Genomic DNA, 18784 nt, shown 5'->3' with positions numbered 1-18784 from the left:
AGAACGTTAAGTCGTTCGAAGGCATGTAATATGTTAAGTATTAAAAATTTACGAGTCAGTGTTGAAGGTAATGAAATCTTAAAAGGATTAAACCTTGAAGTTAAACCGGGTGAAATTCATGCCATTATGGGGCCGAATGGCTCCGGTAAAAGTACATTATCAGCAACGTTAGCTGGCCGTGAAGAGTATGAAATTGGTGATGGTGAAATCACCTTTAAAGGTAAAGATTTACTTGCATTTGAGCCAGAAGAGCGAGCCGGGGAGGGGATTTTCCTCGCTTTTCAATATCCGGTGGAAATTCCGGGTGTCAGTAATCAGTTTTTCCTACAAACCGCAGTAAATGCTGTCCGCCAATATCGCCGTCAGGAGCCGCTGGATCGCTTTGATTTTGCCGATTTTATCGAAGAGAAAATTGAATTGTTGGATATGCCGCCGGATTTGCTGACACGTTCAGTCAATGTCGGCTTTTCCGGTGGTGAGAAAAAACGTAACGATATTCTGCAAATGGCCGCGCTGGAACCGACACTTTGTATTCTGGATGAGACAGATTCAGGGCTGGATATTGATGCATTGAAAATTGTGGCTAATGGCGTGAACTCTTTACGTGATCCAAACCGCTCATTCATTATTGTGACCCATTACCAACGTATTTTGGATTATGTGACGCCCGATTTTGTGCATGTACTTTATCAAGGACGAATTATTAAATCCGGTGATTTCAGTTTGGCGAAAAAGTTGGAGGAGCAAGGTTATGGCTGGCTTATTGACCAACAGTGAAAAAGCTGAAAAGGTGCGGCAGGTTGCAGAACGTAACCAGCGAGCATTAGCACGTTTTGCAAATTTATATCGTTGCCGTCATGGCGAGGATTCATCTCATGCCAGCTTGCATTGGCAACGAGTCGCTCAAACCGGCTTTCCCCAATTCAGGCATGAAGATTGGCGTTATACTCCGCTGGATAAATTACTAAATCAGCAATACAGCAGCGAAACTTGGGAATTGACAGTAGCACAATGTGAACAATTAGCGATTCCAATGGATTGTTGGCGTGTCGTTATGGTGGATGGTTGTTTTTCACCTTTGTTGAGTTCTTGTGATTTTGGACCCTATCAGCTCAATTTACTGGATAATAAAAGTGGGCTTCCGGCACCGGTACAGGGTGAGATTTTTCTGCATCTGACAGAGAGTTTGGCCCAACAGCCTTTGGTTATTACGTTAAAGGCTGGACAAGTAGCAGAAAAGCCCTTGTATCTGTTGAATATAACCAGTGGTCATGGTAGTGAAGAATTGAATACCAGTCATTACCGCTACCATATTGTCGTAGGCACGAATGCGAGTGCCGGCGTGATCGAACATTTCGCCAGTATTGATGGACAGCAATCCCATATGACAGGAAGCCGATTAACTGCGGAGGTGGGGGACAATGCTCATTTTGCCCATATAAAACTGGGAGTTGAGAATAGTGCAAGTTATCACTTTGCACATAACGATATTGTGATTGGTCGTGATGCTCAAGTAAAAAGCACCAGCTTTTTATTAGGTTCTGGGCTTGGCCGACACAATACCAGTGTTAAGTTGAATGGCGAAGGGGCCAATCTGTCGTTGAATAGTTTACTGTTGCCACAAGGAAAAGAGGTCGCCGATACTCGTACTTATTTGGAACATAATAAAGGGCATTGTGAAAGCCGTCAGTTGCATAAAACCATTGTGATGGATCAGAGCAAAGCGGTATTTAACGGCGTGATCAAAGTGGCGCCTCATGCATTGAAAACTGACGGACAAATGACCAATAACAATTTGTTGTTAGGTGAACAGGCAGAAGTGGATGCCAAGCCCCAACTGGAAATTTACGCTGACGATGTGAAATGTAGTCATGGTGCGACCGTTGGCCGGATAGATGAAGAGCAACTGTTTTATCTGCAATCACGTGGTATCAACCGACGTGATGCAGAGCATATGATGGTATTTGCTTTTGCTGCTGAGCTTACTGAATCTATTGCAGATGAATCCCTGAAAAGCGTTGTTATGAAACATATTAAGCACCGTTTAGCGGGGGTGGAAAAATGACTTTTTCTGTAAAAAAGGTGCGGCAAGATTTTCCAGTGTTAGCTCAACAGGTTAATGGACATCCATTGGTTTATCTAGATAGTGCTGCCAGTGCTCAGAAGCCGGTTTCAGTTATTGAACGAGAAAGTGAATTTTGTTTGCACCAGTATGCGGCAGTTCACCGGGGAATTCATACCCTGAGTTCTGCGGCTACTCGGATGGTTGAAAATGTGCGTCACCAGATGGCGCAATTTATTCATGCTCGAAGTGATGAAGAGATTGTATTCGTCAAAGGTACGACGGAAGGGATTAATCTGGTTGCTAACAGTTATGGCCGTAAATTTATTAATAGCGGCGATAATATTGTTATTACTGAAATGGAGCATCACGCCAATATCGTTCCGTGGTATATGCTGGCAGAACAGATTGGGTTTGAAATCAGAATATGGCCGTTGAATGAGAATGGTGAATTGAATCAAGCAATTTTAGCCTCTTTGATTGATTCACGTACTAAATTGCTCTCTTTTACTCATCTCTCTAATGTACTTGGCGCCGTGAATCCTGTACGTCAAATCATCAAACAGGCAAGAAAACTGGCTGATGAGCATGGGAGTTGGTTACCTATTCTGGTCGATGGCGCTCAGGCCATTATGCATAAGAAAGTTGATGTGCAGGATCTGGACTGCGATTTCTATGTTTTTTCCAGCCACAAATTATATGGTCCAACAGGCATTGGTGTGCTGTATGGGCGTAAATCCCTGCTGGATGCTATGCCGCCTTGGGAAGGGGGTGGCGCGATGATAAAACAAGTTAGCCTGCAAAAGGGGATAACCTATGCAGAGCCGCCGTGGCGATTTGAGGCGGGAACCCCAAATATTACGGGAATTATTGGGCTTGGCGTTGCTGTCGATTATGTCACTTCACTTGGGTTGGATGAAATTCAGCAATATGAACAGGCACTGATGGATTATGCAATGGCACGGTTGAAAGAGGTCAGAACCCTGAAATTGTATGGTCCTGAGCGACGTCAGGGGGTTATTGCGTTCAACCTTGGTCGGCACCATGCTTATGATGTGGGAAGTTTTCTTGATCAATATGGAATAGCGATCCGTACCGGACATCATTGCGCCCTTCCTTTGATGGAGCATTATCACGTTTCCAGTATGTGTAGGGCATCATTGGCGATTTATACTACGCAAGAAGATATTGATGCGCTTGTTGTTGCATTGCAGCGAATAGAACAGTTACTGGGTTGAAAGGAAGAAGTCATGGCAAGTTTGCCCGACACAAATAAGTTGTTACGTAATTTTTCCCGTTGTCAGAACTGGGAAGAGAGATATCTCTATATGATTGAATTGGGGGCGAGGTTGGCTCCTCTTACTGACGAACAACGCCAACCTGAGAATTTAATCGCAGGTTGTCAGAGTCAGGTGTGGATACTGCTGAGAACGAATCACCAAAACAAAGTGGAATTTATTGGTGACAGTGATGCCGCTATTGTTAAAGGATTGGTTGCGATTGTCTTTATCCTGTTTCAGGATAAAACGCCCCAGGAGATTTTGGCTTTGGATGTGATTGAATATTTTGGAAAATTGTCTTTGGAGCAACATTTGACACCTTCACGCACGCAGGGGCTGCATGCGATGATATGCGCCATCCGAAATAGGGCAAGTAAAATGGTTTAAATACTAGTCTTACGAGTTTCTTTCACTACTGATAACATATACGGCCGATAAGGCTTCAACCTTTTACACTTAAATTTATTCGATAACCATTCAGAAGTCATTCCAGGAAGCAAGCATGAAACGAGTTTTAACGTTTATTGGCGTGTTATTGTTAAGTGGGCTAGCTAACATCGTTAGTGCCACAGAATATACTTTGCCAGCGGCCAATAGCCGTTTAATTGGCGAAAATACGACATTGGTCGTACCCGATGATGGGCGTTCTTTGGAAGCCATTGCTGCCGAATATGAAATTGGTTTATTGGCAATGCTGGAAGCTAACCCAGGTACCGACCCTTATTTGCCTACTCCGGGTTCTGAACTGATTATTCCGTCACAAATGCTGTTGCCTGATACACCGAGGCAGGGGATTGTGATTAACCTTGCAGAACTCAGACTTTACTACTTCCCTAAAGGGAAAAACAAAGTCATCGTTTATCCGATTGGTATTGGGCAACTTGGTCGTAATACGCCAGTGATGACAACATCTGTCAGCCAGTTAATTAAAGATCCAACTTGGACACCGACTAAGAATATCCGTAAGCATTATGCTGAACAGGGGATTAGCTTACCTGCGGTTGTTCCTGCTGGCCCTGAAAACCCAATGGGCTTATTTGCGTTGCGCTTAGCTGCCGGACGCGGAGAATACTTGATCCACGGTACGAATGCTGATTTTGGTATCGGTATGCGGGTGAGTTCCGGTTGTATCCGTTTACGTCCTGATGATATTGAAACGTTATTCAACACAGTGCCCCGAGGAACGCGAGTACAGATTATCAATGAAGCGGTTAAGTATTCTGTAGAACCAAATGGTGAGCGTTATATTGAAGTACACCAGCCGTTGTCTAAGAAAGAGAATGATGATCCACAAACATTACCTATTGTCCGATCAATCGATTTGAACAAGTTCATTGATAATAGCAAAACGGATAAAAACATTGTTGAACAAGCGATAGTACGCCGTTCTGGTATGCCGGTATTGGTAAGTCAAGGCATAGAACCTGAAACACAACAGGAGTTGCAGGAAGAGAATATCGCGCGGGTGGAAGATGATGTTAAAGGTGCTGAACAAGCGGTGAATAAAGATATATCTGAATCGTTTAAATTACCACCGTTATATCAGCCTGGGCCTATCTATCGGGAAAATTAATATTTTATTGCGGACAGGGAAGTCAGCAAATATTTATCTAACAGAATCCGATGATAAAAAACGGCGCACAGGTAGACTGTGCGCCATTTTTGTACATAATTACAAAAAATTATTTTTTGTAGGAACGAACTTGATTATCCAGACGCTGATTCGCACGAGCTGCATCGTCTTTAGCGGCTTGAATGTCAGTACGTACTGCGTTCACGTCATTGCTCAGTTGATCAACTTTTGCATTCAGAGTCTGAATATCAGAAGTCAGTTGGTCAACCTTAGCAGTGCTTGAACAACCAGCCAACAGAGTAGAAGCCAGAACTACTGCACCCAGTACAATTTTAGTACGATTCATTATAATACCCTCTAGATTTAAGTTAATCTCCAAGTAGCCATGTAAGTATTACACAAAGTTTTTTAGAAAGAGAATAAATTTTTATCATGAAAACCAATTATTTCAATTTTTCTCTTTAACGAGTGGATAATTTTTATCTGAATGTAAAAAAACAAAACCGTTGAGTAACATTTTAATCAAAAAAAGCCTATTCCATGAGGGAATGATATTCTTCGAAATAATTTTAGTTAAAAATTCTTATAAATAAAAAATACAACATCCAGATCATCTTGCATCTATTGAACCATCAGGACATCTCTATTAATGCAGCCATTTTTTATACATAAATTTAGGGTTTCTCTTAAAACAAATTTGTTAACTGAATCTTACTGTAGATGAACAACTTGACAATGTTCAGGTTGAATCCTAGGCTCAAATGCAAACTGGTAAGAGGAGTTTGCTATGTTAACTGATCAATCTAACGAATATTTTGACATCAACATTGACAACGGAGTCGCTCATTTACAACTCAGTCGTCCCGAAAAGGCAAATAGTTTGGCGCTTGGGTTCTGGAAAAAGTTTCCTGAGGCAATAGAGCAACTTAGTCATTCAGGTGAAGTTCGGGCAATGGTGATCTCAGCACAAGGAAATACATTTTGTGGCGGGCTTGATCTGCAAATTTTTGCTTCTAGCAAAGAGGCTAATACGACTAATCCTAATGAGCGGGAATCGATGCAGTTCAGCTTATTACAAATGCAGGAGGCGATAAGCGTATTGGAGCGTGCACGATTCCCTGTTATTGCCGCAGTGCAAGGCGCCTGTCTTGGCGCGGGTTTTGACTTAATTGCCGCATGCGATTTTTGTTTTGCTGCTGAAAATGCGAAGTTCCGTATAGAAGAAACCAATATCGGTATGATGGCTGACTTAGGTATTCTTCAACGTTTGCAACATTTGATCCCTGGGGTATGGCCCGCTATTTTGCCCTTACTGGAGATACGCTGAGTGCGGCTCAGGCTCATGATTTGGGGCTGGTGGTAAAAGTGTTCCCTTCTACAGAGACATTAATCGAAGGTGCTCTCGCGACTGCCCGACGCATTGCTGATCGGCCTCCTGTTGCCATTAACGGGATTAAACGAGCTATGCTTTACAGCCGTGATCATGGTGTTTATGAATCGCTGCAACAAATAGCACTTTTGCAAGCTTCGATTTTTAGTCGTCAAGATATTCTGTGCTCGATTCAGGCGAAAGCGGCCGGAACAAAAAGTGAGTTCCAGAATTTAAGTGAAGTCGGTAAAGCTTTCGATGAACCATGATTAAGGAAAAGATATTGATGACATACAAAGTGGCTTCTCCGCAAATGATGTAGTGCTGGAAAATGTCATCATTGTCGAGGTTTACGCCATTTTCTGACCATGAGAAAACAGAGAATGGCATTATTATCAATCAGCATATAAGTGGATGGAATAATTTGATCCATATAATGAATATATTAAATGATTTTATTTTCTGTTAATAAATAACTTATAGCCAGATTGTAAATTTTCATAAAAACCAAAATAAATATATTATAATAATATTCCTATTATTATTTAATTTTGATTTATTATTCATGTTGTTATTTGTCATTAATAATATTTTAGGTGTTGATAAAATATTATTATTGTTAGATTTTATTTGACATTCGTGATTAATGATTGGATTGTAGAAATAGTAGTTAATGAGAAATTTTTTAATAACTTTAGATTAGAGATTAGAGATTAGAGTATTAAAAGCGATATTTTTCAGGAGTGAGTTAACCTATTGTCATGTTCATCAACTGAGCTTTTTGCATGTTATTACATGAACGCCAATGAAACTGGCTGGTAATCTGTACTTGCCGTTAGCCAGATGGCGCGGGAAGCAAGGTAGAGATAATATCAATAAGAAAAAGATATTAAATAAAGGAAATAATAAAGGTAGAAGTAAATAACAAAGATACATTATTATATTTTAAATTTATTAATATAATCATAGGATTTTCTCTGTGTAAATTATTTCTTGATTAAGTAGATAATCTTATTATTTTATGTGTGTTAATAATGCTCATTGTTTTTAAAATACATATGTATTATGGCTGATTATTAAATCCATTCTATTTTAAAGGGATAATTTAAAAACCAAAATTGAAAATGGCAGTTTTAAATATTTGGCTAATGGTAAATAAGAAGAATAAGGTTATTTTATTATTCGTTGAAATAGATAGAATGGAAATAAATCTGTGATTATTATGATTGGTAAAATAATTTGGTATTGCATTATATTAACGGAGAAAATTAGAGCCCTGAAACACCGCCAGAAGTACGGTGTTTCAGAAATAAAACAACTTATTAAATTAAAGTACGTGAACAGACGAGGTGTTGGTTGTACCGCTTGGAACCAAGGCGCCGGATACCATAACTACGATTTCACCTTTCTCCGCCAGGCCACTTGCTAGTGCTGCTTCTTTACCAATGCGGTAGAAATCGTCGGTAGAGGCGATCTTTTTAACAATTTGGGTAGAAACGCCCTTAACAAGCAGTAATTGGCGGGCAGTCACTTCATTAGTGGTTAGTGCCAAAATAGGGGCGCCAGGGAAGTACTTACGAATGGATTTGGCAGATTTACCGCCATAGGTTGCGACCACAATCAAAGGAGCTTCCAGTTTTTCTGCTGTTTCAACGGCGCCACGGCACACCGCTTCGGTTACGCGCAGGTTACGGCAATTGACGGCTTCGATGCGACTTGGCATTACGCGGTCTGTACGTTCACAAATCGTTGCCATGATAGTCACCGCTTCTATTGGATATTTACCTTTTGCACTTTCACCGGAAAGCATAACTGCATCAGTACCATCCAAAATAGCGTTAGCGACGTCACCGGCTTCCGCACGGGTAGGACGCGGGTTTTTAATCATGGAGTCGAGCATTTGAGTTGCAGTGATAACAACTTTGCGAGCAATATTACATTTTTGAATCATCATCTTCTGAGCGAAGATCACTTCTTCTACCGGGATTTCAACGCCCAGATCACCACGGGCAACCATGATCCCGTCAGAAGCTTCCAGAATTTCATCAAAATTGTTCAGACCTTCCTGATTTTCAATTTTAGAGATGATTTGAATATTTTCACCACCGTGCGCTTTCAAATGTTCACGGATTTCCAGAACATCGGAGCGTTTGCGGATAAAAGAAGCGGCGACGAAATCAACACCTTGTTGGCAACCAAAGATCAAATCTTGTTTATCTTTTTCAGCCAGAGCTGGCAAACTGATGGAAATACCCGGCAGGTTAACACCTTTATTTTCACCTAAGTCACCATTGTTCAAAACTTGGCAAATGACTTCTGATTTAGTGACTTCTTTGACTGTCATGCCGATCAAACCGTCATCGACTAGCACGGTATTACCGGGAGCCAGATCCGCAGGGAAACCACTGTAAGTGACAGCTACACGGTCTTTATTACCGATAACGGAAGTGTCAGTGGTAAAAGTGAAGGTCTGACCAGCGGTTAGAGTGACATCATTACCGCCTTCCAGCTTCATGGTGCGAATTTCCGGGCCTTTAGTATCCAGCAAAATAGCGGCTTGTTTACCTGTCTTAGCTATAACTGAACGGATATTTTGAATACGCTGACCGTGCTCTTCATAGTCTCCATGTGAAAAGTTAAGGCGCATAACATTCATGCCGGCATTCAACAGTTCGGTCAGTTTTTCTTCGGATTCTGTTTTTGGCCCGATAGTACAAACAATTTTGGTTTTTTTCATGACAATCTATCTACAGGTTTTAATTGGATAAAATAGTGAAACCGCCAACTTTATGGCTTGCGCAGATACCATATAGTGTTGAATGTTGCGCAACATCATTAAGGACAGGTGGCGGGGAAAACATGCGGTGCTTTTTGTGCAAGGTTAGGCACATGTAATTATGTGAGTTTATACATACGATTAATCTATAACTTTTCAGTGTTCGGCAAACTAATGAGCTGAAACCATTCAACTGTAAATTGCGCCGTATTATAGAGACTTATTTCTGTGAAATGAATCGAAAAATGATTATGTGAATTAATTATAACGATAAACTGGAAAAATGACGCAGATCTTAACAAAGAGGAGTTATGACTCATTGCGGAAACTGTCTGTAAACAGCTAACAGTGTATTTTGACGCAGCAAGCAGATTGAGTACAACCAAGAGATAATAAAAGCAAGAAAAGAGATTTGTAGACTTGGTGCGTCCGAGTGGACTCGAACCACCGACCCCCACCATGTCAAGGTGGTGCTCTAACCAACTGAGCTACGGACGCACTAATAAGATTATGCTATCAACCAAACAATATTAACCAAACAATTGGTGCGTCCGAGTGGACTCGAACCACCGACCCCCACCATGTCAAGGTGGTGCTCTAACCAACTGAGCTACGGACGCAATCTAAATTGCATTGGTGACAACGGGGACGAATATTAGCGGCGAGTTAGCCTTCTGGCAAGGGAATAATACAAATTATTGTTTAACTGTTCGTATTTGCATCTACATACAGTGAATTTGTCGCTTATTCCACCAAATTAAGTATTCGTCCCCGGCTTTATAGAAAATAAATCAGCGAGTTGAACGTTGTAAAACTATCTCATCTGGCTGTTTTTGTATCCACAAAATACGGGTAAATATCATCACTGCTGATGCAGTCAGGCCAATAATAAAGCCAATCCAGAACCCTTGTGGCCCCATAGCGGGTACGAAATAGTCAGTTAATCCCAGAATGTAACCGCTTGGCAGCCCCAAAATCCAGTAAGCGATGAAAGTGATATAAAAGATAGAGCGCGTATCTTTATATCCACGTAAAACACCAGCCCCTACAACCTGTACGGCATCAGATAATTGATAAAGCGCGGCAAATAACATCAGATGCGATGCCATAATGATAACTTCAGGATTGTCGTTATACATCAAAGCGATCGGCTCTCGCAAAATAATAGAAAAAGTTGCGGTTAAACAAGCAAATACCAAACCAACCATAATTCCGGTATAGGCTGATATCCGGGCATTATCGGTAGATTTTTGTCCTAAATTGTAGCTCACCCGGATAGTGGTTGCCGCGGCTAAAGATATTGGGAACATAAACATTAATGAGCCGAAATTTAGTGCAATTTGATGCCCTGCAACAGCAGTAATGCCTAAAGGAGAGATCAGCAATGACACTATGGCAAATAGGGTAATTTCAAAAAACATCGCCATCGCAATAGGAAAACCGAGAGCTGAAATACGTTTCAAAATATGCCAATCTGGTGCGGCAAAACGATGTTTAGGGCGGATATCCTTTTGTGATGACGAATGTTTCACATACCAACGCATTAATAGGAACATGGCCCAGTAAACGCTGGCGGTTGCAACGCCACAACCAACACCACCTAAAGCGGGCGCGCCGAATTTACCGTAAATGAGTATGTAGTTAATCGGAATATTAATCAACAATCCTAAAAAACTAATCACCATGCCTGGTTTGGTTTTCGATAAACCTTCACATTGATTACGCAGCACATGATAAAACAGAAAGCCTGGCGCACCCCACATGATTGCGTGGATAAATCCAACCGCTTTTTCTGCCAAAAGTGGATCTATATTATGTTGCCTGTCAATCAGGAACTTGCTGTTGTATAAAATAGCGATAATGATAATGGAGAGGAAAATCGATAACCAAAATCCTTGTTGAGTTTGGTTAGCAATGAGATTCCTGCGTCCAGAGCCATTCATTTGCGCAATAATGGGTGTTAAAGCTAATAGTAAGCCGTAACCAAATAAAATAACTGGCAGCCAGATAGAGGTGCCAACGGCAACCGCAGACATATCGGTTGCACTGACGCTACCCGCCATAACTGTATCCACAACTCCCATTGCAGTTTGGGAAAATTGGGCAATAATGACGGGGATCCCCAGAGCGAGCAAACTACGCGCTTCTTTTAAATACTTCTGCACGCATCACACCTTATTTTAAAAGTAGAAAATATTAAGAAAAACGCCTGTATATAAGAAACGATTTTCGAAAAATCAACCGTTTACTAACCGGGGTATTGTATCTATTTGATACTATATTACAACAATCATGCTGAGTTTATATTCAAATGTTTAGGTGGTATTTATCAATGACAACTTGATATAAACTAATTAATAATTATACACAGTCATTAAGAGGTTCTTCTATGTTTACGGGCATCGTTCAGGGAAAGGCACCCTTGGTTGCTATTGATGAAAAGAGCAATTTTCGGACTCATGTTGTTAAATTCCCGGCTGAATTATTGCCAGGTATTGAAACTGGAGCGTCGGTTGCCAATAACGGTTGTTGTCTGACGGTAACTAAAATAGAAGGCGATGAGATTAGTTTCGACTTAATGAAAGAGACTCTACGTCTGACTAATCTTGGTGATTTGCAGTTAGGGGATTATGTGAACCTGGAGCGTGCGGCTAAATTTGGGGATGAGATTGGTGGACATTTGATGTCCGGTCATATCATCACGGTTGCTGAGATAGTTAAAATTTTCACTTCAGAAAATAACCATCAGATATGGTTCCGTATCCATGATAAGCAACTAATGAAATATATCTTACATAAAGGATTTATCGGCATCGATGGAATTAGCCTGACAATTGGCGATGTGGTTAATAATCGTTTTTGTGTTCACCTTATTCCTGAAACATTGGAACGTACAACATTGGGTAAGAAACGTCTTGGTCAGAGAGTAAATATTGAGATTGACTCACAGACTCAAGCGATTGTTGATACTGTGGAGCGTGTTCTTGCCCAGAGAGAGCGGGAACAGGTCGTCTCTCAGCAGCCAGAGACATTGATGGAAGAATGATCAATAAATGAGGAGCGACAGGATGAGCCTGCTTGTCGCTTTCAAACAGAATTAACTGCGTTAATTAAGGGAGCATTGAACCAGCGATGCTCCTTTTTGTGATTTATGTAGCAGTGTTCTGTATATTGTGTTAACTAATATAATTAACATTGTTATTATTGTGTTAATGCTCTTTCTCGTAAAGCGCAGACTAATCCCCACGATGATATTTTTAGAGGCTACTTTATGGAAAACCCGATTGAGTTAGATGAATGGCTTGAAGAACCTACACACGATGATGCTGTTGAAATGATGAATGCGCAAGCTGTTGTACCTTTTGGTACGGCACTTTGGCCTTAATAGTTGTTTATAATTAAGATTCTTTATAATAATAGATAAGTAAGGGGAGTCTCCCCCTTACTTAAAAATAAACAGGATTGTCCTCATGGATAAAAGTCTTGAGAATATGTATCGTTGTTTATCGCATCATCCTGCGATTTCGGATAAAGTAAGAAATGATGAATGTATAAAGATATTTATCGGATCTGATACTGAGCATGGCGATATTGCGCAGAAGATGCATGTGTATAAAAAGCATTTCGATGTGAAATCTGATTTCGCTTTCTTAGAAAAAACACCGCCAGACGATGTAAAACAAAAAATAGCCGATTGTGATTTATTTATTTTTCTTTACGCATCATCAACATTAAAGAATGCATCTCCACAAGGGCCTGAATATCTAACCAAAATAAGAAGCTTTATTACTGAATCATGGAAGAAATCTGTACTGTTTAAAGATTATGGCCCGCATTTTATTGAAGCATTCAGTGAGCCACCAGCATCAATAACAGAAAGGAATCAAAAACTTATTAGATTATCAAGTCGATCACAGAAGATTCAATATACAGATAATAAAGGGAACTCGATTGTAGGTTATTTAGCAAAAGACCATAAGTGGACTTCCATTGATGGCAGTGGAAATATTGATGTTATTCCTGGGGAAATAGCAAGTCATATAAAGAACCTTAACGGCAGTATTAGCTTTAGTGGTACTTTTTTGAGTACTGCGCCCTTTGCCATAAAGTATGGGGTTGTCAATGATATGATGACTATAAATATAAAAGAGGGTGAAATTATTGGTTTTGGTTGTGAGAATGATGAATTTAGTAGAGATTTTAATTTATATCTAAATCATAATCACGGAAATAGAATTGTTGAAGAGTTTGGTATTGGTACTAACACCGGTGTGAAAGCGCTTTATGGCAGAAATGCCGGTTTTGAAGAGCGGCATCCTGGCTTACATCTTGGTTTAGGTGGTGGTGTAAAAGGGAGCCATCATTTAGATTTGATATTTTCTGGTGGAAAAATAGCATTTGATCAAACCGTTTTCTTTGATAATGGTTATGTGGGTGATTTCCGTTAATGAGAAATAGATATACTGCATTGAATAAAAGCTACAGTGGAAACCTGTAGCTTTTAGGTTAACTATCGGGCTACCCGTAACCCGCCTTCAATGCCTTTTAGACTGAATATGATTTGCCATAATTGAATATCGCGAGCACGAAATGCACCGGCACAGGCATTCAGATAATAGCTAAACATGCGTTTAAATGTTGGGCTATAGTTATCTTGTATTTCAGGCCAACTGGCAATAAATCTTTCATACCAGGCCATCAATGTACGATCATAATCTGCGCCAAAGTTATGCCAATCTTCCATAACAAAACAGTTTTTGCTGGTGCGAGCTATTTGCTCAATCGAAGACAAGCAGCCATTAGGAAAAATATATTTGCTGATCCACGGATCAGCACTGGCCTTAGTTTTGTTGGAACCAGAGGTATGTAGCAGGAATAGGCCATCAGGCTTCAAGTTTCTTTGAACAACGTCGAAGTAAGTCGCATGATTTTTAGGTCCAACGTGTTCAAGCATACCGACAGAAACAATTCTGTCGAACTGCTCATGTAAATCCCGATAATCTTTCAGAATGATTTTTACATCCAGATTTGTACATTGTTTCTGTGCATATTTCTGTTGTTCGGCTGAAATAGTTATACCTGTGACAGAAACACCATAATTTTTAGCAGCATAAGCTGATAGCCCACCCCAACCACATCCAATATCCAGCAGGGCCATACCTGGAGAAAGTTCCAATTTCTCGCAGATGAGTTTCAACTTATCAAGCTGAGCCTGCTCCAGTGTTTTAGCTTGTTTCCAGTATCCGCAGGAATATTGCATATAAGGGTCAAGCATACGGGTAAAAAGATCGTTTCCTAAATCATAATGTTGATAACCGACAATCCATGATCTTTTTGGCGTTTGCAGATTACGTAAGCGGGTTGTTGCGATTCTTACTATATCTTTGAGATTATTGGGCATTTTATTTTCTAATCCAGCGCGTAAAACGCGATAAAAGAAAATATCTAACCGCTCACAATCCCACCAGCCATCCATATAACTTTCACCTAATCCCATAGAACCTTGTTGTAAAACTCTTTTGTAGAAATTAGGGTTTTTTATCTGGATGTCATAAGGATTGTGACCATTAATTTGAATTCCTGCTTCCTCTAGCATCTGATTGGCAATTCTCTGCCAGGAGTTAATGGCTGTTTTCGGGTTTTCAATATAGGGTGAACTCATATACTCTCCAACGTTAGGGTGATGGAATATTGAGGAGCTCGTTTTAGCTAACAAAGCAGGATGCGAAGACGCAAAATGCAAAAAATAACAAAGAATCAAAGTAAAAAAATCTTAAAGATGACTAATCCATGAGTTTAATGGGGCAATCATTGCTCCTGAAAACCTCAAATTCCAGGTTATTTGTAATAAAGATCTTTATTAAGTATAAAAGCGTAAAATTGTTTTATCAATTAATAAATAAAGGCCGCAATTAATTGATAATTAGCAGCCTTTATTGGAGTAACAATTTGATTAATATCAAGAATTTTGTTCAACTGTTTGAATGCAGCGATCAGCGTTTTTTTTCCACTGTATAAAATATCCTAATGTCATTGGAACAACGGTAGAAACCATGACAGTGGTTGTGGATATAAGTGGATTGCTGATAAATGCTGATACAACCAGACTGGCAATAAAACAGAGTCCTAATTGAAGCGTGTTTTGTAATGCAGTAGCTTTTCCACTGTCTTGTGGATAAGCGGATAAAGCGTTTGCTACTGCAATTGGATATGATGCGCCATTCATTGCAGCCATAAAGCAGAAAGGGATCAGAATAGTGAATAGAGTTGGCTCGCTAAATTTTGCAATCAAATAGAGCGTAATCATGCTGACAGCATAGCCAACTAACAGATAAGGAAAAATAATCTCACTTTTTATTTTGGTCAAAATACTGCGACATCCATAACCTCCAACGATAAAGGCCAACGTTTGAGGGATATAACTCAGACCGATGTCATCGGGGGTATATCCCATTTCACCGAGAATTGAAGGGGAGCCGGTTAACCAGGCAAAAAAGCCGGCGCTGCATGATGCGAATATCAGAACGTTGCCATTAAACAGTGGTGATTTTAATAGCGTAAGGAAAGAGACATTATTTGTTTGCACTTGAGTTTCACGGTTTTTGCGATTTTCTTGCAAAAATAGAGTAAAAAACAACAGTACTAATGTGATTGTCAGTAAGATTAGGAAAATTATGCGCCAGCCGCCATGTTGCAACAGCCAGGCTCCCATTAAAGGCGCTAGGGCAGGGGAGAGTGCAACCAATGGCATAATCGTTGCGAAAACACGTTTGGTACGATTGGAATCGTAACGATCAATAACTAATGCTTGCCATGAGACGGCGGCTGAACACACACCTATGGCTTGGACAAAACGCAAAACTAAAAGTTGGGTGGAATCTGTTATCCACATCATTCCCAGACAGCCAATAGAAAACAGGGATAGGCCGGTGATAATAATCGGTTTTCTGCCAAAGCGATCTGAAAGAGGCCCCCACAAAAGTTGCGCAAAGGCGAAACCTGCAAGAAAGATGCTTAGGCTGGCACTAATTGCGTTTGCTGATGTCCCTAATTCTTGTTGCATAGCACCGAATGCTGGCAGATACATATCAATAGCCAGATAACCTAGCATACTCAAGCCTGCAAGGTAGAACATGAACTGACTTGAGTTTTTCATTTGATTACTCTCTTTGAATGTCATGATTAAAATAATTTGCAGTGATAGGTAGATAACAATATTGACACATATTCTATACGTCGTGATTTTTACTTGTGAAATGGTAATATTTGCATAGTGCTGTGAAAAAAATTGAAAGGTAAAATTATGTGGTCGGAATATTCGCTTGAAGTCGTGGATGCGGTTGCCAGAACAGGCAGTTTTAGTGCCGCTGCATTGGAGCTTCACCGTGTCCCTTCTGCGATCAGTTATACCGTAAGACAATTGGAAGAGTGGCTTGCCGTTTCGTTGTTTGAGCGTCATCATCGGGATGTAGAATTAACTGAGGCAGGCGCTATTTTTATCAAAGAAGCTCGCTCTGTTATCAAAAAAATGATTGATACTCGTCACCAATGTCAACAAGTTGCAAACGGCTGGCGAGGGCAATTTAATATTGCTATTGATCGCGTTGTCAAACCAGAACGTAGTCGTCAGCTTATTCTTGATTTTTACCACCATTTTCCTGATATAGAACTTTTTATTCATCAGGAAGTGTTTAATGGTGTGTGGGATGCGCTGGTGGATAGTCGAGTTGATGTTGCCATTGGGGCAACCCGAGTGGTTCCTGTCGGGGAAAGGTATAGTTTCCGAGATATGGGGTTTATGCCTTGGTTATGTGTGGTTAGCGCAGACCATGAGTTGACTCAATTGCCGGGGCCGCTATCTGATGACCAAATGCGGCCTTATCCAAGTTTGTGCCTTGAAGATACATCTCGTAATTTACCGAAGCGTGACACCTGGAATCTTGATAACCAGCGCAGGCTGGTAGTTCCTGATTGGGAGTCTGGTCTGTCTTGTTTAAACGAAGGGTTATGTGTAGGAATGGTGCCTAAGCATAGGGCGATGCCGCTTATTCGGCAGAAGAAATTAGCCGTGCTGGAATTGGAACAGCCTTTACCAGACAGTCCATGTTGTTTGGCATGGGTACAAAACAGCCATTCTCCAGCATTAAGTTGGTTGCTTGACTACCTTGGCGATAGTGAAACTCTTAATGCTGAATGGCTTCAAGATGAATAAAGCGGGTTAACGGCGATAGTCGATAAATGGACCATCGACGACAGAGCGTCGTTCAACCAAGCGTGGATGTACTTCAATAGTTTGTGCATCTTCACGTTTGTTGACGATTCTGTCCAATAACATAGAAAACGCCATTTGTCCCAGTCGTTCTTTTGGCTGATGAATGGTGGTCAATGCCGGAGAGAAATAACGAGCGTTGCGTATATTGTCATAACCGATGATAGAAATATCCTGCGGGACGCGTAATCCTGATTCATCAGCAGCGCAAATAGCCCCCATAGCCATAACATCTCCGCCGCAGAAAACCGCAGTCGGACGCTGTTTTTGATGCAGAATTTGATGCATGGCTTTATAGCCCGATTCTGGCTCAAAATCCCCCTGAATAATCCATTCTTCTCTGATCGGAATATTGGCTTCTTTTAACGCCTTCAAGAATCCTTGATGGCGACCACCGCCGGTATTTCGTGCCAGAGGGCCGGGGATCGCGCCAATATCACGATGGCCACGCTCGATAAGATAACGACCAGCCAGATAACCTCCGTGGAATGCGTTATCAATAATCGTATCGGTGAAGTCGCTTCTGGCTTGACCCCAATCCATAACGACCATTGGAATATTACGATAATCTTCCAACATTCCCAACAACTGTTCCGGGTATTCTGAACACATAATCAACAGTCCATCCACACGTTTTTGTGCCAGCATGGCGAGATAGGCTTTCTGTTTATCAATGTTATTGTGTGAGTTACATAAAATCAGCGTATAGCCTTTGCTATAACAACTGTTTTCAACAGCCTCAATGACTTCAGCAAAATAGGGGGCTTCACTGGACGTTGCAAGTAATCCGATCGATTTTGTGTGGTTAACTTTCAGACTGCGAGCGACGGCGCTGGGTGAATAATTCAGTGTCTTAATAGCAGCCCAAACGGCAGCTTTAGTATCTTCAGCGACGAAGCGGGTTTTATTAATAACATGGGATACGGTAGTGGTTGAGACACCAGCGTGTTTAGCCACATCTTTGATCGTTGCCATGAGGTGAAAGACTCCTGACCTTTTGGTCTAAATTTAAAACGCTTTGTTAATCATTTGCCAGCCCTTTTACACAAGGGCTGGCAATAAGTTAGCGATAAATCTTGGATTTTGTCTGATCTGGCTCAAAAGTGAAAGCAATAATCAGTGTTATAAAATGAATGGTAATCGCTATTTATGCTTTTCCTTATGTAAGGGCAATTAACCATCTCGATAGACTGGTTTTTGTCGTTATAAACTTTTTATTCTGAGGAGGCTTTATGAATACCGATTTGAAACTTGGTTTATTTACTGCTGTTAGCACGTTGGTGATGATTGCCATTTTTGCCGCTCTTTGCTTGATCTTTGCCTGATTTGAGCTGATGAGATGGATTAAAAATTGACTTTACGTTTAAAAGAAATTGGGCGGATAGTCTCAGTGGTTTATCTGCCCTTTGCCTTTGGGTGTTAAAATAGAGAGTAATGAATTAATCTGATGGTTGT

16 protein-coding genes and 2 tRNA genes are annotated in these 18784 nt (G+C 40.7%); 10 read left to right on the top strand and 8 right to left on the bottom strand.

Annotated elements, in window-relative coordinates:
* Positions 1–30: 30 nt before the first annotated feature.
* The 5 genes from sufC (at position 31) to B0X70_RS13155 (ending at position 4915) form a co-directional block, all read left to right on the top strand.
* Positions 31–777 (top strand): Fe-S cluster assembly ATPase SufC, encoded by a 747-nt coding sequence (gene sufC, locus B0X70_RS13175; RefSeq protein WP_040149869.1) that lies wholly within the window; start codon positions 31–33, stop codon positions 775–777.
* Positions 752–2065 (top strand): Fe-S cluster assembly protein SufD, encoded by a 1314-nt coding sequence (gene sufD / locus B0X70_RS13170; RefSeq protein WP_217469540.1) that lies wholly within the window; start codon positions 752–754, stop codon positions 2063–2065. Before sufC ends, sufD begins: the two co-directional genes overlap by 26 nt.
* Complete coding sequence (gene sufS / locus B0X70_RS13165; RefSeq protein WP_217469539.1) at positions 2062–3300, top strand: cysteine desulfurase SufS; 1239 nt, start codon at positions 2062–2064, stop codon at positions 3298–3300. The genes sufD and sufS overlap by 4 nt, the downstream gene beginning before the upstream one ends.
* 12 nt (positions 3301–3312) lie before the next feature.
* Positions 3313–3729 carry a cysteine desulfuration protein SufE gene (sufE, locus tag B0X70_RS13160; RefSeq protein ID WP_217469538.1) on the top strand — a complete coding sequence of 139 codons (417 nt, stop codon included), beginning with the start codon at positions 3313–3315 and terminating at the stop codon, positions 3727–3729.
* A gap of 115 nt (positions 3730–3844) precedes the next feature.
* A complete protein-coding gene (locus B0X70_RS13155; RefSeq protein WP_217469537.1) occupies positions 3845–4915 on the top strand; it encodes a L,D-transpeptidase family protein in 1071 nt (356 codons plus the stop codon).
* Positions 4916–5024: 109 nt separating this feature from the next.
* Here the strand turns inward: B0X70_RS13155 and B0X70_RS13150 are convergent, their stop codons facing one another.
* The gene (locus tag B0X70_RS13150; protein ID WP_036805405.1) at positions 5025–5261 is read right to left on the bottom strand and encodes a major outer membrane lipoprotein; all 237 of its coding nucleotides are present in this window, start codon (positions 5259–5261) and stop codon (positions 5025–5027) included.
* 441 nt (positions 5262–5702) lie between these two features.
* On the opposite strand from B0X70_RS13150, the gene B0X70_RS25530 reads away from it, so the two are divergent.
* Positions 5703–6242 carry an enoyl-CoA hydratase-related protein gene (locus tag B0X70_RS25530; RefSeq protein ID WP_251073236.1) on the top strand — a complete coding sequence of 180 codons (540 nt, stop codon included), beginning with the start codon at positions 5703–5705 and terminating at the stop codon, positions 6240–6242.
* The gene (locus B0X70_RS25525; RefSeq protein WP_251073235.1) at positions 6206–6553 is read left to right on the top strand and encodes an enoyl-CoA hydratase-related protein; all 348 of its coding nucleotides are present in this window, start codon (positions 6206–6208) and stop codon (positions 6551–6553) included. Before B0X70_RS25530 ends, B0X70_RS25525 begins: the two co-directional genes overlap by 37 nt.
* Positions 6554–7611: 1058 nt before the next feature.
* Here B0X70_RS25525 and pykF read toward each other — a convergent pair.
* The 4 genes from pykF to B0X70_RS13125 all read right to left on the bottom strand — a co-directional run bounded on the left by pykF (position 7612) and on the right by B0X70_RS13125 (position 11225).
* Positions 7612–9021, bottom strand: a complete 1410-nt coding sequence (gene pykF / locus B0X70_RS13140) for a pyruvate kinase PykF (RefSeq protein ID WP_217469536.1) — start codon at positions 9019–9021, stop codon at positions 7612–7614.
* A 460-nt stretch (positions 9022–9481) separates the two neighbouring features.
* Positions 9482–9558 (bottom strand) — tRNA-Val (locus tag B0X70_RS13135).
* Between the two features lie 45 nt (positions 9559–9603).
* A tRNA-Val gene (locus tag B0X70_RS13130) sits at positions 9604–9680 on the bottom strand.
* Between the two features lie 171 nt (positions 9681–9851).
* Positions 9852–11225, bottom strand: coding sequence for an MATE family efflux transporter (locus B0X70_RS13125; protein ID WP_217469535.1), 1374 nt, complete (start codon positions 11223–11225; stop codon positions 9852–9854).
* 224 nt (positions 11226–11449) lie between these two features.
* Here B0X70_RS13125 and B0X70_RS13120 point away from each other — a divergent pair, with 224 nt between their 5' ends.
* Together B0X70_RS13120 and B0X70_RS13115 are read left to right on the top strand one after the other, a co-directional pair.
* Positions 11450–12106, top strand: a complete 657-nt coding sequence (locus tag B0X70_RS13120; RefSeq protein WP_046396892.1) for a riboflavin synthase — start codon at positions 11450–11452, stop codon at positions 12104–12106.
* 424 nt (positions 12107–12530) lie between these two features.
* The gene (locus B0X70_RS13115; protein WP_217469534.1) at positions 12531–13508 is read left to right on the top strand and encodes a CgnE/CgnB domain-containing protein; all 978 of its coding nucleotides are present in this window, start codon (positions 12531–12533) and stop codon (positions 13506–13508) included.
* Between the two features lie 62 nt (positions 13509–13570).
* On the opposite strand, the gene cfa is transcribed toward B0X70_RS13115, so the two are convergent.
* Both cfa and punC read right to left on the bottom strand, forming a co-directional pair.
* Positions 13571–14722 carry a cyclopropane fatty acyl phospholipid synthase gene (gene cfa / locus B0X70_RS13110; protein ID WP_046396890.1) on the bottom strand — a complete coding sequence of 384 codons (1152 nt, stop codon included), beginning with the start codon at positions 14720–14722 and terminating at the stop codon, positions 13571–13573.
* Positions 14723–15019: 297 nt separating this feature from the next.
* Positions 15020–16216, bottom strand: a complete 1197-nt coding sequence (gene punC, locus B0X70_RS13105; protein WP_046396889.1) for a purine nucleoside transporter PunC — start codon at positions 16214–16216, stop codon at positions 15020–15022.
* Positions 16217–16363: 147 nt separating this feature from the next.
* Between punC and punR the strand changes: the two genes are divergently transcribed.
* Entirely contained in the window at positions 16364–17272 is a 909-nt protein-coding gene (gene punR / locus B0X70_RS13100; protein ID WP_046396888.1) for a DNA-binding transcriptional activator PunR, read from the top strand.
* Positions 17273–17278: 6 nt separating this feature from the next.
* Here the strand turns inward: punR and purR are convergent, their stop codons facing one another.
* Positions 17279–18304, bottom strand: coding sequence for an HTH-type transcriptional repressor PurR (gene purR / locus B0X70_RS13095; RefSeq protein ID WP_046396887.1), 1026 nt, complete (start codon positions 18302–18304; stop codon positions 17279–17281).
* Between the last annotated feature and the right edge of the window lie 480 nt (positions 18305–18784).

The sequence above is a fragment of the Photorhabdus akhurstii genome (genome assembly GCF_019090985.1).
GTDB classification, from domain to species: domain Bacteria; phylum Pseudomonadota; class Gammaproteobacteria; order Enterobacterales; family Enterobacteriaceae; genus Photorhabdus; species Photorhabdus akhurstii.
This window is presented reverse-complemented; position numbering and strand designations above follow the sequence as displayed.